The sequence below is a fragment of the Selenomonas ruminantium subsp. lactilytica TAM6421 genome, from assembly GCF_000284095.1.
Taxonomy (GTDB): Bacteria; Bacillota; Negativicutes; order Selenomonadales; family Selenomonadaceae; genus Selenomonas_A; species Selenomonas_A lactilytica.
Genome location: NC_017068.1, coordinates 744,454 through 761,304, shown reverse-complemented (window position 1 = coordinate 761,304; position 16,851 = coordinate 744,454). Strand labels below are relative to the sequence as shown.

General features: G+C 50.7%; 24 protein-coding genes and 1 tRNA gene. All 25 read right to left on the bottom strand.

Going from position 1 to position 16,851, the window contains the following annotated elements:
• Positions 1–6 precede the first annotated feature (6 nt).
• Positions 7–558 (bottom strand): 50S ribosomal protein L6, encoded by a 552-nt coding sequence (gene rplF, locus SELR_RS03665; RefSeq protein WP_014423850.1) that lies wholly within the window; start codon positions 556–558, stop codon positions 7–9.
• Positions 559–583: 25 nt separating this feature from the next.
• On the bottom strand, positions 584–982 hold the full coding sequence (gene rpsH, locus SELR_RS03660; RefSeq protein ID WP_014423849.1) for a 30S ribosomal protein S8: 399 nt from the start codon (positions 980–982) through the stop codon (positions 584–586).
• 34 nt (positions 983–1,016) lie between these two features.
• The gene (locus tag SELR_RS03655; protein WP_014423848.1) at positions 1,017–1,202 is read right to left on the bottom strand and encodes a type Z 30S ribosomal protein S14; all 186 of its coding nucleotides are present in this window, start codon (positions 1,200–1,202) and stop codon (positions 1,017–1,019) included.
• A 14-nt stretch (positions 1,203–1,216) separates the two neighbouring features.
• Positions 1,217–1,756: a 50S ribosomal protein L5 gene (gene rplE, locus SELR_RS03650; protein WP_014423847.1), complete on the bottom strand. Its 540-nt coding sequence runs from the start codon at positions 1,754–1,756 to the stop codon at positions 1,217–1,219.
• Positions 1,757–1,776: 20 nt separating this feature from the next.
• Positions 1,777–2,094 carry a 50S ribosomal protein L24 gene (gene rplX, locus SELR_RS03645; RefSeq protein WP_173435952.1) on the bottom strand — a complete coding sequence of 106 codons (318 nt, stop codon included), beginning with the start codon at positions 2,092–2,094 and terminating at the stop codon, positions 1,777–1,779.
• 33 nt (positions 2,095–2,127) lie between these two features.
• The gene (gene rplN, locus SELR_RS03640) at positions 2,128–2,496 is read right to left on the bottom strand and encodes a 50S ribosomal protein L14 (protein ID WP_014423845.1); all 369 of its coding nucleotides are present in this window, start codon (positions 2,494–2,496) and stop codon (positions 2,128–2,130) included.
• A gap of 29 nt (positions 2,497–2,525) precedes the next feature.
• The gene (rpsQ, locus tag SELR_RS03635) at positions 2,526–2,783 is read right to left on the bottom strand and encodes a 30S ribosomal protein S17 (protein WP_014423844.1); all 258 of its coding nucleotides are present in this window, start codon (positions 2,781–2,783) and stop codon (positions 2,526–2,528) included.
• Positions 2,784–2,819: 36 nt separating this feature from the next.
• Positions 2,820–3,014 carry a 50S ribosomal protein L29 gene (rpmC, locus tag SELR_RS03630; protein ID WP_014423843.1) on the bottom strand — a complete coding sequence of 65 codons (195 nt, stop codon included), beginning with the start codon at positions 3,012–3,014 and terminating at the stop codon, positions 2,820–2,822.
• The gene (gene rplP / locus SELR_RS03625) at positions 3,004–3,447 is read right to left on the bottom strand and encodes a 50S ribosomal protein L16 (protein WP_014423842.1); all 444 of its coding nucleotides are present in this window, start codon (positions 3,445–3,447) and stop codon (positions 3,004–3,006) included. Before rplP ends, rpmC begins: the two co-directional genes overlap by 11 nt.
• Positions 3,447–4,115, bottom strand: a complete 669-nt coding sequence (rpsC, locus tag SELR_RS03620) for a 30S ribosomal protein S3 (protein WP_014423841.1) — start codon at positions 4,113–4,115, stop codon at positions 3,447–3,449. Before rpsC ends, rplP begins: the two co-directional genes overlap by 1 nt.
• A gap of 16 nt (positions 4,116–4,131) precedes the next feature.
• Positions 4,132–4,467 (bottom strand): 50S ribosomal protein L22, encoded by a 336-nt coding sequence (rplV, locus tag SELR_RS03615; RefSeq protein ID WP_014423840.1) that lies wholly within the window; start codon positions 4,465–4,467, stop codon positions 4,132–4,134.
• Between the two features lie 21 nt (positions 4,468–4,488).
• Positions 4,489–4,770, bottom strand: a complete 282-nt coding sequence (rpsS, locus tag SELR_RS03610; RefSeq protein ID WP_014423839.1) for a 30S ribosomal protein S19 — start codon at positions 4,768–4,770, stop codon at positions 4,489–4,491.
• Between the two features lie 52 nt (positions 4,771–4,822).
• On the bottom strand, positions 4,823–5,650 hold the full coding sequence (gene rplB, locus SELR_RS03605) for a 50S ribosomal protein L2 (protein ID WP_014423838.1): 828 nt from the start codon (positions 5,648–5,650) through the stop codon (positions 4,823–4,825).
• 23 nt (positions 5,651–5,673) lie between these two features.
• Complete coding sequence (gene rplW, locus SELR_RS03600; protein WP_014423837.1) at positions 5,674–5,955, bottom strand: 50S ribosomal protein L23; 282 nt, start codon at positions 5,953–5,955, stop codon at positions 5,674–5,676.
• Positions 5,955–6,578, bottom strand: coding sequence for a 50S ribosomal protein L4 (gene rplD / locus SELR_RS03595; protein WP_014423836.1), 624 nt, complete (start codon positions 6,576–6,578; stop codon positions 5,955–5,957). Before rplD ends, rplW begins: the two co-directional genes overlap by 1 nt.
• 23 nt (positions 6,579–6,601) lie before the next feature.
• Entirely contained in the window at positions 6,602–7,246 is a 645-nt protein-coding gene (gene rplC, locus SELR_RS03590) for a 50S ribosomal protein L3 (RefSeq protein ID WP_014423835.1), read from the bottom strand.
• An 18-nt stretch (positions 7,247–7,264) separates the two neighbouring features.
• Positions 7,265–7,576, bottom strand: coding sequence for a 30S ribosomal protein S10 (gene rpsJ / locus SELR_RS03585; protein WP_014423834.1), 312 nt, complete (start codon positions 7,574–7,576; stop codon positions 7,265–7,267).
• A 177-nt stretch (positions 7,577–7,753) separates the two neighbouring features.
• A complete protein-coding gene (tuf, locus tag SELR_RS03580) occupies positions 7,754–8,941 on the bottom strand; it encodes an elongation factor Tu (RefSeq protein WP_014423833.1) in 1,188 nt (395 codons plus the stop codon).
• A gap of 17 nt (positions 8,942–8,958) precedes the next feature.
• Positions 8,959–11,037: an elongation factor G gene (fusA, locus tag SELR_RS03575; RefSeq protein WP_014423832.1), complete on the bottom strand. Its 2,079-nt coding sequence runs from the start codon at positions 11,035–11,037 to the stop codon at positions 8,959–8,961.
• A 34-nt stretch (positions 11,038–11,071) separates the two neighbouring features.
• Positions 11,072–11,542: a 30S ribosomal protein S7 gene (rpsG, locus tag SELR_RS03570; protein WP_014423831.1), complete on the bottom strand. Its 471-nt coding sequence runs from the start codon at positions 11,540–11,542 to the stop codon at positions 11,072–11,074.
• 41 nt (positions 11,543–11,583) lie between these two features.
• Entirely contained in the window at positions 11,584–11,961 is a 378-nt protein-coding gene (rpsL, locus tag SELR_RS03565; protein ID WP_014423830.1) for a 30S ribosomal protein S12, read from the bottom strand.
• A gap of 83 nt (positions 11,962–12,044) precedes the next feature.
• Positions 12,045–12,293, bottom strand: a complete 249-nt coding sequence (locus SELR_RS03560) for a ribosomal L7Ae/L30e/S12e/Gadd45 family protein (protein WP_014423829.1) — start codon at positions 12,291–12,293, stop codon at positions 12,045–12,047.
• A 232-nt stretch (positions 12,294–12,525) separates the two neighbouring features.
• Complete coding sequence (gene glmS / locus SELR_RS03555; protein WP_014423828.1) at positions 12,526–14,355, bottom strand: glutamine--fructose-6-phosphate transaminase (isomerizing); 1,830 nt, start codon at positions 14,353–14,355, stop codon at positions 12,526–12,528.
• 372 nt (positions 14,356–14,727) lie between these two features.
• Positions 14,728–14,812: transfer RNA gene (locus tag SELR_RS03550), tRNA-Leu, on the bottom strand.
• Between the two features lie 52 nt (positions 14,813–14,864).
• On the bottom strand, positions 14,865–16,829 hold the full coding sequence (gene htpG / locus SELR_RS03545) for a molecular chaperone HtpG (protein ID WP_014423827.1): 1,965 nt from the start codon (positions 16,827–16,829) through the stop codon (positions 14,865–14,867).
• Positions 16,830–16,851 lie beyond the last annotated feature (22 nt).

The window sequence follows — 16,851 nt, the reverse complement described above, 5'->3', positions numbered from 1 at the left end:
AGTTCCTTATTTCTTGCCCTTAGCGCCAGCTTTACCTTCTTTACGACGGATATGCTCGCCAGCGTATTTGATACCCTTGCCTTTGTACGGCTCCGGTTCACGGAAGCTGCGGATTTCAGCGGCGATCTGGCCAACAACTTCTTTGTCGATACCAGAAACCGTGATAGCGTTCGCAGAGGGGCATTCGAACTTGATGCCCTGCGGCGGCTCAACAACTACCGGATGGGAGAAACCAAGGGACAGGTTCAGCGCGTTGCCCTTGAGCTGAGCACGGTAGCCGACACCATTGATTTCGAGACTCTTGGAGAAGCCTTCCGTAACACCAACAACCATGTTGTTGATGAGCGTACGGGAAAGACCATGGAGAGATCTGTGCGTCTTATCGTCGGAAGGACGTGCTACGGTGAGAACGTTGCCTTCGACGGTTATTTTCATTTCTGAGCTAATCTGGCGGGAAAGTTCACCTTTCGGGCCTTTAACACTTACCAAATTGTCATCGCCAACAGTGACGGTTACGTTTGCTGGGATTTCAATCGGTGCATTACCAATTCTTGACATCTGTACACCTCCTGACTACTTTTCGTTACCAAACGTATGCTACAACTTCGCCGCCAAGGCCAGCTTTGCGAGCCTGCTTGTCGCTCATGATGCCCTTGGAAGTGGAGATGATTGCGATGCCGAGGCCGCCCAGAACACGCGGAAGTTCGCTCTTCTTTGCGTACTGACGGAGACCAGGCTTGGAAATACGTTTGATACCGGAAATAACCTTCTCACGGTTCGGGCCGTATTTGAGGGAAACAGAGATCATGCCCTGCTTGCCATCTTCAGTGAAGGTGTAGTCCTTGATGAAACCCTCTTCCTTCAGAACTTCGGCGATAGCCGTCTTGATCTTGGAACCCGGGATTTCAACACTTTCGTGGTATACGTTGTTTGCATTGCGCAAACGAGTCAGCATATCTGCAATAGGATCAGTCATTGCCATTGAATCGATATCCTCCTTTTACTTTAAATCAATCTTACCAGCTGGCTTTGGTTACGCCAGGGATAGCGCCTTTGTAGCTCTGCTCACGGAAGCAGATACGGCACATATCGAACTTACGCATATAACCATGCGGACGGCCGCAAATCTTGCAACGGTTGTAACCGCGAGTGGAGAACTTCGGTTCTTTGCTCCACTTTTCTACCATAGCTTTCTTAGCCAAGTTTCCTTACCTCCTTATGCTTTGAACGGCATACCCATGAGTTTCAGGAGCTCTCTGGCTTCTTCATCCGTCTGTGCCGTCGTAACGATAACAATGTTCATACCGCGGAGCTTGTCGATCTTGTCGTATTCGATCTCCGGGAAGATGAGCTGCTCTTTCAGGCCGATAGCGTAGTTGCCGCGACCGTCAAAAGCCTTGTCGCTTACACCGCGGAAGTCACGTACGCGGGGCAGAGCCACGTTCATGAACTTGTCGAGGAACTGGTACATGCGCTGACCGCGAAGAGTAACTTTGCAGCCGATGGGCATGCCTTCACGCAGTTTCCAGGCAGCGAGGGATTTCTTTGCACGGGTCAGGAGCGGCTTCTGGCCAGCGATGATGGTGAGATCAGCCACTGCAGAATCCAGAGCCTTGGGGTTGCCAACGGCTTCGCCCACACCCATGTTGATGATGATCTTTTCGATCTTCGGAAGCTGCATCACGTTCTTGTAACCGAACTTCTCGGTCATAGCCTTGCAGACTTCGTTCTGATATTTTTCCTGTAATCTATCCACTTATGCTCCTCCTTTCCTGATTATTTCGTCTGGTCGATAACTTCGCCGCACTTTTTGCAGGCGCGAACCATCTTGCCATTGACTTCTTTATGAGCAACGCGGGTTGCTTTGGAGCATGCCGGGCAAACCAGCATAACTTTGCAAGCGTGCATGGGCATTTCCTTCACCAGGATACCGCCCTGGGGAGCCTTCTGGTTCGGCTTCGTGTGACGTTTCACTTTGTTAACGCCTTCCACAACAACCTTACCGTGCTTGGGCATAGCCGTGATAACCTTGCCCTGCTTGCCTTTATCTTTGCCGGACAATACAACGACCGTATCGCCCTTCTTAACGTTCATCTTAACGAATGCCAAAATCGCACCTCCTCACAATTAAAGTACTTCAGGAGCCAGGGAAACGATCTTCATGAAGTCTTTATCGCGAAGTTCTCTAGCTACCGGTCCGAAGATACGCGTACCTTTCGGAGTCTTGTCTTCTTTGATGATAACTGCGGCGTTTTCATCGAAACGGATATAGGAACCGTCTGCACGGCGCAGGCCTTTCACGCTGCGAACGACAACTGCCTTAACGACATCGCCCTTCTTCACCGTGCCACCCGGAGCAGCGGATTTAACTGCAGCTACGATAATGTCACCAATGTTGGCATACTTGCGGTAAGAACCACCGAGAACACGGATGCACATGATTTCTTTTGCACCAGTGTTGTCGCCAACCTGCAGGATTGTTTGCTGTTGGATCATTGTTGGACCTCCTTCTTCTTGATTTTTGCTTATTTAGCGCGTTCGATAACTTCCACAACTCTCCAACGCTTCGTCTTGGACAGCGGGCGAGTTTCCATCAGGGAAACCTTGTCGCCTACGTGAGCATCGTTCTTCTCATCGTGAGCATGGAATTTAACCGTTCTCTTAACCGGCTTCTTGTAGAGCTTGTGCTGTTCGAGCTCTTCAACTGCTACAACAACCGTTTTATCCATCTTGTCGGAAATGACTTTGCCGACTTTAATCTTACGTACGTTTCTTTCGCTCATTAGGGAGCCTCCTTCCTTCTGCATATCAGTGTGCGATTAGGCCTTCAGTTCGGCTTCGCGCTGGATCGTCTTGATACGGGCGATCGTCTTCTTTACTTCTTTGATACGCATCGGGTTCTCGAGCTGGCCAGTAGCGAGCTGGAAACGGAGGTTGAACAGTTCCTCTTTGAGCGAAGTAAGTTTCTGGTTAAGCTCGTCAGCGCTCATCTCACGGATTTCATTAACCTTCATTTACTTCACCGCCCTCTGCTTTTACATCTTCTTTAACAACGAACTTCGTCTTGATCGGCAGCTTATGGCCAGCCAGACGCATTGCTTCCTGAGCAACTTCACGGGATACGCCGTCCATTTCGAACAGTACGCGGCCCGGCTTAACTACAGCCACCCAGTATTCCGGCGAACCTTTACCGGAACCCATGCGGGTTTCAGCCGGTTTTGCCGTTACCGGCTTATCCGGGAAAATTTTGATCCAAACCTGACCGCCACGTTTGATGTAACGGGTCATTGCGATACGAGCAGCCTCGATCTGACGGTTCGTGATCCAAGCGGGTTCCAGAGCAACCAGACCATATTCACCATGGCTAACGGTGTTGCCGCGATGAGCCTTGCCCTTCATACGGCCACGGAACTGCTTACGATATTTAACTCTCTTTGGTAATAACATTAAGCTTCGCTCCCTTCAGCTACAGCCTGACGCTGCTTTCTTTCCGGAAGAACTTCACCCTTGAAGATCCATACTTTTACGCCGATACGGCCATAAGTCGTATGTGCCTCTGCCGTACCGTAGTCGATATCAGCGCGAAGCGTGTGCAGAGGAATGCTGCCTTCACGATAAGCTTCCTTACGAGCAATTTCGGCACCGCCAAGACGGCCGCTCAGAGCAACCTTGATACCCTTGGCGCCAAGACGCATCGTACGGCCAACAGCCTGCTTCATAGCGCGGCGGAAAGCGATACGGCGTTCGAGCTGCTGAGCGATGTTTTCAGCAACCAGCGTTGCATCCATATCCGGCTGCTTGATTTCAGCGATATTGATGTCAACCTTCTTTTCCGTGTACTTCTTCAGACCTTCTTTGATCTGTTCGATACCGGAACCACCGCGACCGATTACCATACCCGGTTTAGCCGTGTGAATCGTGATCTTGAGGCGGTTCTTGCTACGCTCCGTCTCAATGCGAGAAACACCAGCTGCCTGAAGGCTCTGCTTCAGATAATCGCGGATTTTAATATCTTCATGCAGGTTATCTGCAAAATCTTTGTCTGCATACCACTTAGCATCCCAAGTCTTGACGATGCCAAGACGAATACCATGCGGATTTACTTTCTGACCCAATCCGTTTCCCTCCTTCTTAGTTCTTCTCGTCTACGACGATGGTTACATGGGACGTGCGCTTCAAAATCTTGAAGGCCTGCCCACGGGAACGCGGATGGATGCGTTTCATCGTTGGGCCGTCATCAGCGAAAGCCGTCTTGATGACGAGCTTGTCAACGTCCATATCATAATTGTTCTCAGCGTTTGCTACAGCAGAACGCAGAACTTTTTCAACTACTACAGCGCCAGCTTTCGGCGTGAATTTCAGGATCGCAAAGGCCTCTGCGACGTTCTTGCCACGGATGAGATCCAGGACAACACGAACTTTGCGCGGAGTGATGCGAACGAACTTAGCTACTGCTTTAGATTCCACAAGGATTCTCCTTTCGCAAAATTACTTGAGTCCGGTCTTGCGCTCTTCACCAGCATGACCTTTGAAGGTACGGGTGGGAGCGAACTCACCGAGTTTGTGGCCAACCATGTCTTCCGTTACATAAACGGGAACATGCTTGCGGCCATCATGAACAGCAATCGTATGACCTACGAAGTCCGGGAAAATCGTGGAGCTTCTGGACCAGGTCTTTACAACTTTTTTATCGTTAGCTTCGTTGAGAGCCGTGATTTTCTTCATGAGGCTTTCTGCAACGAAAGGTCCCTTTTTAATAGATCTTGACAAAGTGTATCCTCCTTCCGTCAGGCGGCTTTATGCTGCCTGCCCGATTCTATCATTATTTCGTGCGGCCTCTGACGATGAGACGATCGGAAGCTTTCTTGCGACGAGTCTTGGCACCCATAGCGCATTTGCCCCACTTCGTAACAGGGTTCTTGCGGCCAACAGGGCTGCGGCCTTCACCACCACCATGCGGATGGTCGTTCGGGTTCATAGCAGTACCGCGGTTCTCCGGACGAACGCCCAGCCAACGGTTACGGCCAGCCTTACCAATCGTAATGTTTTCATGCTCCAGGTTGCCAACTTCACCGATGGTTGCACGGCAGTTGATATGCACCTTGCGAAGTTCGCCAGACGGCATACGGAGGAGTGCGTAATCGCCTTCCTTTGCCATGAGCTGAGCAGAAGTACCAGCACTGCGAACCAGCTGGGCACCCTTGCCAATCTTCAGCTCTACGTTGTGGATCGTCGTACCAACGGGGATGTTCTTCAAAGGCAGGGCATTACCAACCTTGATATCGGAATCCGGACCGGATACAACTTTATCGCCGACTTTCAGACCGTTCGGAGCGAGGATGTAGCGCTTTTCACCATCAACGTAGTTGAGGAGAGCGATACGTGCGCTGCGGTTCGGGTCATATTCGATGGTAGCCACGCGAGCGGGGATACCGTCCTTGTTGCGCTTGAAGTCGATTACACGATACAGACGCTTGTGGCCGCCGCCCTGATGGCGAACGGTCAGTTTGCCCTGCTGGTTGCGGCCGCCTTTTTTCACCAGGCGCTCAGTCAGGGATTTTTCAGGTTTGCTTGCCGTAATTTCGTCGAAGGAAGCGACGGTCATGAAACGGCGACCTGCAGAGTAAGGTTTAAAACTCTTTACTGCCACTTAAATTTCCTCCTTGCAAGGGTTTACGCTTCGAAAAGCTCAATGCTGTCGCCAGCAGCGAGTTTCACGATAGCCTTTTTATAATCAGCGCGCTTGCCAACGTTGCGGCCCATGCGCTTCGTTTTGCCAAGTACGTTAACCGTATTGACCTTTTCAACTTTTACGTTGAAGATTTCAGCAACTGCTTTAGCAATTTCAATCTTGTTGGCTGCTTTCGCCACAACGAAGACGTATTTGCCTTCAGCCATGAGCTGAGTCGTTCTTTCCGTAATCAGCGGACGGATCAGGATATCACGTGCTTCCATTATGCGAATACCTCCTCGATACGGGTAACGGCATCCTTCGTGATGAACAGCTTGTCATGATTCAGGATATCATGAACATTGAGGCCCATCATGCTGATTGCCTTCACACCCGGAATATTGCGTGCAGACTTTTCTACGTTTTCTGCTTCATCTGCAGTGATAAGGAGAGCCTTCTTCTCAACGGAGAAATCGCTCATCATCTTAACAACCTGCTTCGTCTTAGCAGCTTCGAATTCGAGGCTGTCGAGAACTACCAGTTCGCCATTCTTCACTTTATCGGAGAGAGCGCACTTGATAGCCAGACGGCGCTGCTTGCGGGGCATGCTGAAAGCATACTTGCGCGGATGCGGACCAAATACCGTACCGCCGCCTACCCACAGCGGGCTGCGCGTGGAACCAGCACGAGCACGGCCGGTGCCCTTCTGCTTCCAAGGCTTACGACCGCCACCGCGGACGAAGCTTCTCGTCTTCGTAGCATGCGTGCCAAGACGCTGTGCTGCGAGCTGCATAACAACGGCCTGATGGAGAAGACCTGCGTTCATCTCTACGCCGAAGATATTGTCATTGAGTTCGATATCGCCAACCTGCTTGTTGGTGATGTCATAAACTGCTACTGTAGCCATAATTTAGGTTATCCTCCTTCCAATTAGTTTTTGCCCGGTTTAACGGTGTTCTTAATCACAACGAAGCTCTTCTTCGGGCCCGGAATAGCGCCCTTGATGAGGATCAGGTTGCGGTCTGCATCTACACGGACAACCGTGAGGCGCTGAACCGTAACGCGTTCGCCACCCATGCGGCCAGGCAGCTTCTTGCCTTTCAGCACGCGTCCGCCAGGACCGGAAATCATCGCACCAGTGGAACCCGGCTCACGATGAGATTTGGAACCATGGCCCATGGGACCACGAGCAAAGTTGTGACGTTTGATACCGCCGGCAAAACCTTTACCCTTGGAAGTACCAGTAACATCGACTAACTCGCCTTCGCTAAATATGTCAACGCCGATGGAATCACCGACTTTGTATTCAGAAGGATCCTGAAGACGCATTTCGCGGATAAACTTGACCGGCTTAACACCAGCTTTGTCGAAATGGCCCTTCATCGGTTTGTTTACCTTATGTTCTTTAACTTCACCGAAGCCAAGCTGAACAGCGTTGTAACCGTCGTTTTCAACCGTCTTGTTCTGGATAACGATATTGTTGCCAGATTCTACAACAGTAACGGGGACAACCTTGCCCTCTTCCGTGAAGATCTGGGTCATGCCCAGTTTTCTACCTAAAATTGCTTTAGACATTCATTCCACCTCCTCGGATTATAATTTGATTTCGATGTCTACACCAGCCGGAAGGTCGAGACGCATCAGTGCATCAACCGTCTTGTTCGTCGGCTGCAGGATGTCGATAAGACGCTTATGAGTTCTCATTTCGAACTGCTCGCGGGAATCCTTATTGACATGCGGGGAACGCAAAATCGTGTAGATATTTTTCTCCGTCGGCAGTGGAATCGGACCAGATACCATAGCACCAGTCTTCTTTGCAGTATCCACAATCTTTACTGCGCTCTGATCGAGGGCTTTGTGATCATAAGCCTTCAACCGGATTCTAATCTTTTGGTTCTTAGACAATTTGTTTTCCTCCTTATCGTCCGGACTCTTGGCCCAAACATTTCTCCGTAACAGTTCCCTCGGACAATGCCGAGCCATCTGCCACGTCATCGCGTTGGGGGGTACCATATTAATTCAAACCTTTAAATAAGAGCGACGCGAGCGCCGCTCTTATTTTATAGGTTTAATAACTGTAAATTAGGCTTCTACGTCAGTTACGCGGCCTGCACCAACAGTGTGGCCACCTTCGCGGATAGCGAAACGCAGACCTTTTTCGATAGCGATCGGAGTGATGAGTTCAACATCCATCTCGATGTTATCGCCAGGCATAACCATTTCCGTGCCAGCCGGCAGGGTAACTACGCCCGTAACGTCAGTCGTACGGAAGTAGAACTGCGGACGATAGTTCGTGAAGAACGGAGTATGACGGCCGCCTTCTTCCTTAGTCAGAACGTAAACCTGACCTTTGAACTTCGTGTGCGGGTTGATGGAACCCGGCTTAGCCAGAACCTGACCGCGTTCGATTTCCTTACGGTCGATACCGCGGAGCAGAGCACCGATGTTATCGCCAGCAACAGCGCTGTCGAGCATCTTACGGAACATTTCGATACCAGTTACAACCGTGGATTTCGGTTCATCCTGGAGACCAACGATTTCAACCGTGTCGTTCAGCTTCAGTTCGCCACGTTCTACACGGCCCGTAGCAACAGTACCACGACCAGTGATCGTGAACACGTCCTCAACCGGCATCAGGAACGGCTTATCCGTATCACGGGTCGGAGTCGGGATGTATTCGTCAACAGCATCCATCAGCTCATAGATCTTAGCCTGCATGTCAGCATCGCCTTCCAGAGCCTTCAGAGCGGAACCAGCAATAACAGGGATGTCATCGCCAGGGAATTCGTAGCTGGAGAGCAGCTCGCGAACTTCCATTTCAACCAGTTCGAGCAGTTCAGGATCGTCAACCTGGTCAACCTTGTTCAGGAAAACAACGATTGCAGGAACGCCTACCTGACGAGCGAGCAGGATGTGCTCACGAGTCTGCGGCATCGGGCCATCAGCAGCGGAAACTACCAGGATAGCACCATCCATCTGAGCAGCACCAGTGATCATGTTCTTTACATAGTCAGCGTGGCCCGGGCAGTCAACGTGTGCATAATGACGTTTTTCCGTCTCATACTCAACGTGTGCCGTGTTGATGGTGATACCGCGTTCACGCTCTTCCGGAGCCTTATCGATATCAGCGTAATCTTCGAATTTTGCCATGCCTTTTTCAGCCAGGCACTTCGTGATTGCAGCCGTCAGCGTCGTCTTGCCATGGTCAACGTGACCAATGGTGCCGATGTTAACATGCGGTTTAGTTCTCTCAAACTTTTCTTTAGCCATTTGTGTTTTTTCCTCCCTTATTCGCCTTTGTTTTTAGCAATAACCTTTTCGGCTATATTTTTAGGAACTTCATCATAGTAAGCTACTTCCATGCTGTAGTTCCCTCGGCCCTGAGTCTTGGAACGAAGGTCCGTGGAATAACCGAACATTTCGGAAAGGGGCACGAACCCGTTGATTACCTGAGCACCGTTGCGTGCTTCCATACCATCGATACGGCCGCGACGGGAGTTCAGGTCGCCGATGACATCGCCCATGTATTCTTCCGGAACGGTGACTTCGACTTTTACGTACGGTTCAAGGAGAACCGGGTTGGCTTTCTCTGCACCGCTCTTGAATGCCATGGAACCGGCAACCTTGAACGCTGCTTCAGAGGAGTCAACTTCGTGGAACGAACCATCGTAAACGATAGCTTTGATGTCCACCATCGGATAACCGGCAACAACACCAGTTTCCATAGCCTGCTTAACGCCGGCTTCGATCGGGTTGATGAATTCCTTCGGAATTGCACCACCGACAACTTTATTTTCAAAGCTGAAGCCTTCACCCGGTTCCTGCGGAATGAGTTCGAGCCAGCAATGACCATACTGACCGTGACCACCGGACTGACGAACGAACTTACCTTCGGATTTAACAGTCTTGCGAATCGTTTCACGATAAGCAACCTGCGGTTCGCCAACCTTGCAGTCCACTTTGAATTCGCGGAGCATACGGTCAACGATGATCTGGAGGTGAAGCTCACCCATGCCGGAGATGATGCACTGACCAGTTTCCTGATCGGTACGCACACGGAAAGTCGGATCTTCTTCAGCCAGTTTCTGGAGAGCTACGCCCATCTTTTCCTGGTCGTTCTTCGTAGCCGGTTCAACAGCAACGGAGATAACGGGATCCGGGAATTCCATGGATTCGAGGATGATGGGATGTGCTTCGTCGCACAGCGTGTCACCAGTCGTGGTGTCTTTGAGACCAACAGCAGCAGCGATGTCACCGCTGTAAACCTTTTCGATTTCCTTACGGTTGTTAGCGTGCATCTGCAGGATACGGCCGATACGCTCTTTCTTGCCCTTCGTGGAGTTGAACACGTAGGAACCAGCATCGAGCACACCGGAGTAAACGCGGAAGAATGCCAGCTTACCAACATAGGGGTCGGTCATGATCTTGAAGGCCAGAGCAGAGAACGGCTCACTGTCGCTGGAAGGACGATGGTCTTCTTCACCGGAATCCGGGTTGATACCCTTGATAGGCGGAATATCTACCGGAGCCGGCATATAATCAACGATGGCATCGAGCAGGGGCTGAACGCCCTTGTTGCGATAGGAAGTACCGCAGGTTACCGGCACGAGCTTGCACTCAACGGTGCCCTTACGAATGACTTTCTTGATCTCTTCTTCAGAGATTTCTTCGCCACCGAGGTATTTTTCCATGAACTCGTCATCGAGTTCGGAGAGAGCTTCGAGCAGCTTTTCGCGATACTCTTCAGCTTTTTCCTTCATGTCATCAGGAATAGCAACTTCGTCAGCAACTTTGCCGAGGTCGTCTTCATAAACGATGGCTTCGTTCTTGACGAGGTCGATGATGCCCTGGAAGGTGTCTTCAGCACCGATTGGCAGCTGGATAGCTACAGCGTTGGCCTGGAGACGTTCATGCATCATGTTGATAACATTGTAGAAATCTGCGCCCGTGATGTCCATCTTGTTGACATAAGCCATACGAGGAACATTGTAACGCTCAGCCTGACGCCATACGGTTTCAGTCTGAGGCTCAACGCCACCGCGAGCAGTCAGGACTGCTACGGTACCATCGAGTACGCGCAGGGAACGTTCAACTTCTACCGTAAAGTCCACGTGACCCGGAGTATCAATGATGTTGATACGATGGTCTTTCCAATGACAGGTGGTAGCAGCAGACGTAATCGTGATGCCGCGTTCCTGCTCCTGAACCATCCAGTCCATGGTAGCAGCACCGTCGTGAACTTCACCGATCTTGTGATTTACACCGGTGTAGAAGAGGATACGCTCAGTAGTAGTCGTCTTACCGGCATCGATGTGTGCCATGATACCGATATTACGAGTTTTTTCAAGGGAATACTCTCTTGCCACTTTTAATATCGCTCCTTATAAATCAGAGAAAAGATTACCAACGATAATGAGCGAATGCCTTGTTGGCCTCGGCCATCTTGTGCGTATCTTCCTTCTTCTTGATAGCTGCGCCAGTGTTGTTGGCAGCATCCATGAGTTCGCCGGAGAGACGTTCATCCATGGTCTTTTCGCCACGGAGACGTGCGTAGTTGACGATCCAGCGAATGCCCAGCGTCATGCGACGGTCAGGACGAACCTCAACCGGCACCTGGTAGTTAGCACCACCGACGCGGCGAGCACGAACTTCGAGAACCGGCATAACGTTCTTCAGAGCCGTCTCAAAAACTTCCAGAGGATCCTTGCCCGTTTTAGCACGGATCGTTTCGAACGCATCATATACAACGCGTTCAGCAACGCTCTTCTTACCGGAAAGCATTACTTTATTGATGAATTTCGTAACCGTTTTGCTGTGGTACACCGGATCCGGCAGTACATCACGCTTAGGTACGGCACCTTTTCTTGGCATTGTTTTACCTCCTTATCATAGTCTTCATTTGCGAAGCTGTATTATTTTTTCTTTGCGCGTTTCGCACCATACTTGGAGCGGCCCTGAGCACGATCCTGCACGCCGGCAGTATCGAGAGAACCACGGATGATGTGGTAACGAACACCTGGCAGGTCCTTTACACGACCGCCGCGGATCAGAACAACACTATGCTCCTGAAGATTATGACCAATGCCCGGAATATATGCGGTAACTTCGATGCTATTCGTCAGACGAACACGAGCTACCTTACGCAGTGCCGAGTTCGGCTTTTTCGGCGTAGACGTGTAAACACGAGTGCAAACGCCGCGTTTCTGCGGGCAATTCTTAAGTGCTGGTGCTTTGGACTTTTCCTGCATGCTCTTTCTGCTCTTACGAACTAACTGGTTGATAGTAGGCATACATGCACCTCCTTCCTTCATATTGAGAATTTATTATTTATTAAAACCTCAAAGCAAAGCTTCAAGGTTTTTAACAAATAGACTTACTGACCGATAACTGCCGCTGCCGCCGCACCCACCTCAATGCCACAAGCTGTCCCCAGCTCCTGCATCGTGGATTCCTGACTCACTGGCACCTGCTGTTCTTCACAGAGGGCCATCAGCGGTTCCGTTACCCTTGCCTCAGCATCTTTCGCGATGAAAACCTCTTTGGCATTTCCTCGCTTCACTGCCTTGGCAACCTGCTTGATACCAATCACCCGATTGGCATTTTTCAGTGCTTCCAGTGTCATTGTTTTCACTCCCCTGTATCACTAAATCATGCGCTCGCATCAGGCACTTCTATATATTAGCACCCCCCAAAACCCCTGTCAACACTTATTTTACAAAGTTTTTCGTGTACACGTTGCCTAGCGTATCATAAATAGATTTTTTTTCTAAAATGCCATTCAAACCATAAAAAATATGTATAAAAAAGATGCCGCAGTACGACAAACTGCGACATCTTCGTTCAATATTCCATTATTACTCGACGGTAACAGATTTAGCCAGGTTACGCGGCTTATCCACATCGCAGCCACGGGTGATGGCGGCATAATATGCCAGAAGCTGCAGCGGAACAACCGTCAGGATCGGGATGACCAGTTCATCCGTCTCCGGAACCTTCATCACATGATCCACATATTTCTCCAGTTCCTCATCGCCTTCGGTAGCGATACCGATAACCACAGCATCACGGGCTTTGACTTCCTTGATGTTGGAAAGCGTCTTTTCATAGACACTCTTCTGGGTAGCCAGCGCGATAACAGGCACGCCTTCCACAATCAGAGCCAGCGTCCCATGCTTGAGCTCGCCGGCAGCATAAGCCTCAGCATGGATATAGGAGATTTCCTTGAGCTTCAGGGAACCTTCCAGCGCTACATGGTAGTCCAGGCCACGGCCAATGTAGAACACATCATCATTGAAGCCATAGCGCTTCGCAAAGGTCTTCAAGGGTTCCACATCAGACAGCGTTTCGCTGATCTGTGCCGGAATCTTCTGGAGCTGGCCAATGAGTTCAGCTACGCGTTCAGCAGCCACCGTCTTCTTGATCTCAGCCATGTAGAGGGCCAGCATGAAGAACAATACGATCTGCGTCGTGTAAGCCTTCGTGGAAGCCACGGCGATTTCCGGGCCAGCCCAGGTGTAAAGCACCTGATCTGCCTCACGGGCGATGGAAGAGCCAACCACATTGGTGATGGCAAGCGTCTTGGCGCCAAGACGCTTGGACTCCTTCATGGCTGCCAGCGTATCACTGGTCTCACCGGACTGGGAAACCGCGATGAACAGCGTGTTCTCATCCACGATGGGTTCACGATAACGGAACTCGGAAGCAACATCCACTTCCACCACCGTACGGGCCAGTTTCTCGATATAATATTTACCCACCATGCCGGCATGATAAGCCGTGCCGCAGGCCACGATATAAATCTTGTTGAAGGAATTGAGATAGTCTGCATCCCATTTCAGCTCATCCATGACGATAGTCTTGCCGTCCTTGGAGATGCGCTGGCTCATGGTGTCACGGACAGCCTTCGGCTGTTCATGGATTTCCTTGAGCATGAAATGCTCGTAGCCGCCCTTCTCGGCAGCTTCCGCATTCCAGTTGACCTCGAAGATCTTCTTGGTCACAGGCTCACCCTGACGGTTGGAGATCTTGATGCTGTCCTTGGTCAGAACAGCCAGTTCGCCATCGTTCAGGATGTAAGTGCGGCGGGTACGCTGGATGATGGCAGGGATATCGGAAGCGATGAAGTTCTCGCCCTCGCCCACGCCGATGACCAGCGGGTTGTCCTGCTTGGTGGCAATCAGCGTGCCCGGATGCTTGCTGCTCATGAACACCAGGGAGTAAGAGCCTTCAATCCGGCGCAATACCTCCCGTACAGAAGCCACAAAGTCACCATTGTAGACTTCTTCCAGCAGATGAGCCACTACTTCCGTATCCGTCTCAGATTTGAAGTTATGACCTTTCTCGATCAGGTCTTCCTTCAGGGACAGGTAGTTTTCGATGATGCCGTTGTGAACCACCACGAAATCCCCGGAGCAATCCGTATGGGGATGGGAGTTCTTGTCGGACGGACGGCCATGGGTTGCCCAGCGGGTATGACCGATACCCATGGTGCCCTTGAGCTCGTGACCTTTCAGCTTGTCACGCAGAGCGGCCAGACGGCCTACACTCTTCTCCACGCCGATCTTCTCTCCGTCAAAGACAGCAATACCAGCAGAGTCGTAACCACGATACTCCAGCTTGGCCAGACCTTCCAGCAGGAAGCCTGCTGCCTCTTTGTCACCGACATAACCTACGATACCACACATAATAGTACCTCCTATGAAATTGTTGTACTATCCTGTCGTGCTCTCCCGCAGCTTGTCTCCCACCTCACGATGGGGCTTTCGCTGCATTCTATCGACCGAGCCGGCCGGAAGGCATCCGCTGACGTTTCGACAACCTTCTCCTCGTCTTCCTGAAAGCTTTTGCGTTCCGCTTCCAGGAACTTGCGCTAGAACTTACGTCCTTTTCGTACACCAGAACAACAGGATTACTTTCTCTGGATTTCTTCTCTTTTCTCATGCTTTCCCTAAGCAAAGCACTTGTATATTGTAACCGATAGGAGACAATAAGTCAATATGCGATAAAATTTCATCAAAAAAAGCGATAGCCATAACAGCTATCGCTTATCATTCATATGGTGCGGATGAAGGGGGTCGAACCCATACGCCTTGCGGCACTGGATCCTAAATCCAGCGCGTCTGCCAGTTCCGCCACATCCGCAAAAACAAGAAATATTTTAACACAGGAACAGGCCTCTGTCAAATTTCCCTGCTTATTTTGCCATGAGTTTGGCTACCTTGTTGGCGAAGTCCACCGGATTTTCCGGCAGGATGCCTTCAATCAGGAGTGCCTGCGTATAGAGCAGATCGCAGTAATCCTTGAAGTCGGCGCTGTCCTTACCAGCTTCATGGAGGCCCTGCAGTCTCGTGAAGAGCTCATGATGCGGGTTGATTTCCAGAATACGCTGAGCCTTGAACATGGGGTTGTTCATTTCCGCAAAGGTCTGTTCCATGGACAGGGACGGGCCGGCTTCGTCGGCCACGAGGCAGACGGCACTGGATTTCAGGCGGGCAGAAACCTTAACATCTGCGACCTTATCGCCCAGAGCTTCCTTGATGTCCTTTAAGAGATCATCATTCTTCTTCTGGATGTCTTCCGTTTCCTTCTTGACTTCCTGACTTTCAGCATCGTCGAGATCGAGATCGCCACGGCTGATGGAATGGAAGCTCTTGCCCTCGTATTCCCGCAGGGTTTCGATGCAGAACTCATCTACCGGATCGAGCAGATAGAGCACTTCAAGGCCCTTGTCGCGCAGGGTTTCCATCTGGGGCAGATGCTCGATGGTTTCCTTGTCCTTAGCCGTTGCATAGTAAATCTTCTTCTGGCTTTCCGGCATACGCTCCACATATTCCTTGAGCGTAACCAGTTTGCCTTCCTTGGAGCTCATAAAGAGCAGCAGGTCTTTGAGCTTGTCGATGGTATCGCTGCCAGCATACATGCTGTTATAAACACCGATTTTCAGGGACTTGCCGAATTCGTTCCAGAACTTCTCATAGTCCTCACGCTTGTTCTTGAGCTTGCGGGCCAGGGATTTCAGGATGTTCTTCTCCAGCGCCTTGCCGATAACCTTGAGTTCGCGGCTCTGCTGCAGGAGTTCACGGGAAATATTCAGGGAAAGATCCGGGGAATCCACAAGGCCCTTCATGAAGCGCAGGTAATCCGGCAGCAGATCCTTGCACTTGTCCATGATGAACACATGACGGGAATAGAGCTGCACGCCCGGTTCATAGTCCGTATGATAGAGGTTGAACGGCGCACGGGACGGAATGGCCAACAAAGCCGTATATTCTACGGAGCCTTCTGCCTTGGTATGGAACACTTCCATGGGCTTTTCCCATTCGTGGAACTGATTCTTGAAGAATTCGTTATACTCTTCTTCCGTGATATCAGACTTATTCTTCGTCCAAAGAGGCTGCATGGAGTTCAGGGTGCGGCATTCGATGGTCTTGATCTTCTCAGCGCCTTCGATTTCCTTGCCCTCATCGTCCTTCGGTGTTTCCTCATGCTCGAAGTTCATCTTGATGGGGTAACGCACATAGTCGCTGTACTTCTTGACCAGGCGTTCCAGCGTATAGTTTTCCGTGAAGTCGGATTCAGCATCGTCACCGAAGAATTCCTTGCCCAAGGTGATGGTGATGCTAGTGCCGCGTTTTTCCTTATCGCATTCTTCGATGCTATAGGAACCATCGCCTGTGGATTCCCAACGGGTGCCTTCTGTTTCGCCGGCCTTGCGGGTTTCAATCACCACCTTTTCTGCCACCATGAAGGCAGAATAGAAGCCGACACCAAACTGGCCGATGAGTTCCTTGTCCGTATTGCCCTCGCCGCCTTCACTGGCTTCCTTGGCCTTCTTGAGCTGTTCCATAAAGGCCTTGGTGCCGGATTTGGCGATGGTACCGATATTTTCGATGACTTCCTGACGGCTCATGCCGATACCGTTATCGCGGATGGTCAGGGTATGGTTTTCCTTGTCCGGCTCGAGGAAGATCTCGTAGCTGTCATCCCCTTCGAGGATATCGCGGTTGGTCAGGCTTGCAAAGTGTACCTTATCAATGGCGTCTGACGCGTTGGAGATAAGCTCCCGCAGGAAAATCTCGTGGTTGGTATAGATGGAATGAATCATCAAATCCAAAAGCTGTTTTGTTTCCGCTTGAAATTCATGGGTTTCTTTAGCCATTTGTCATTGCCTCTCTTTATAA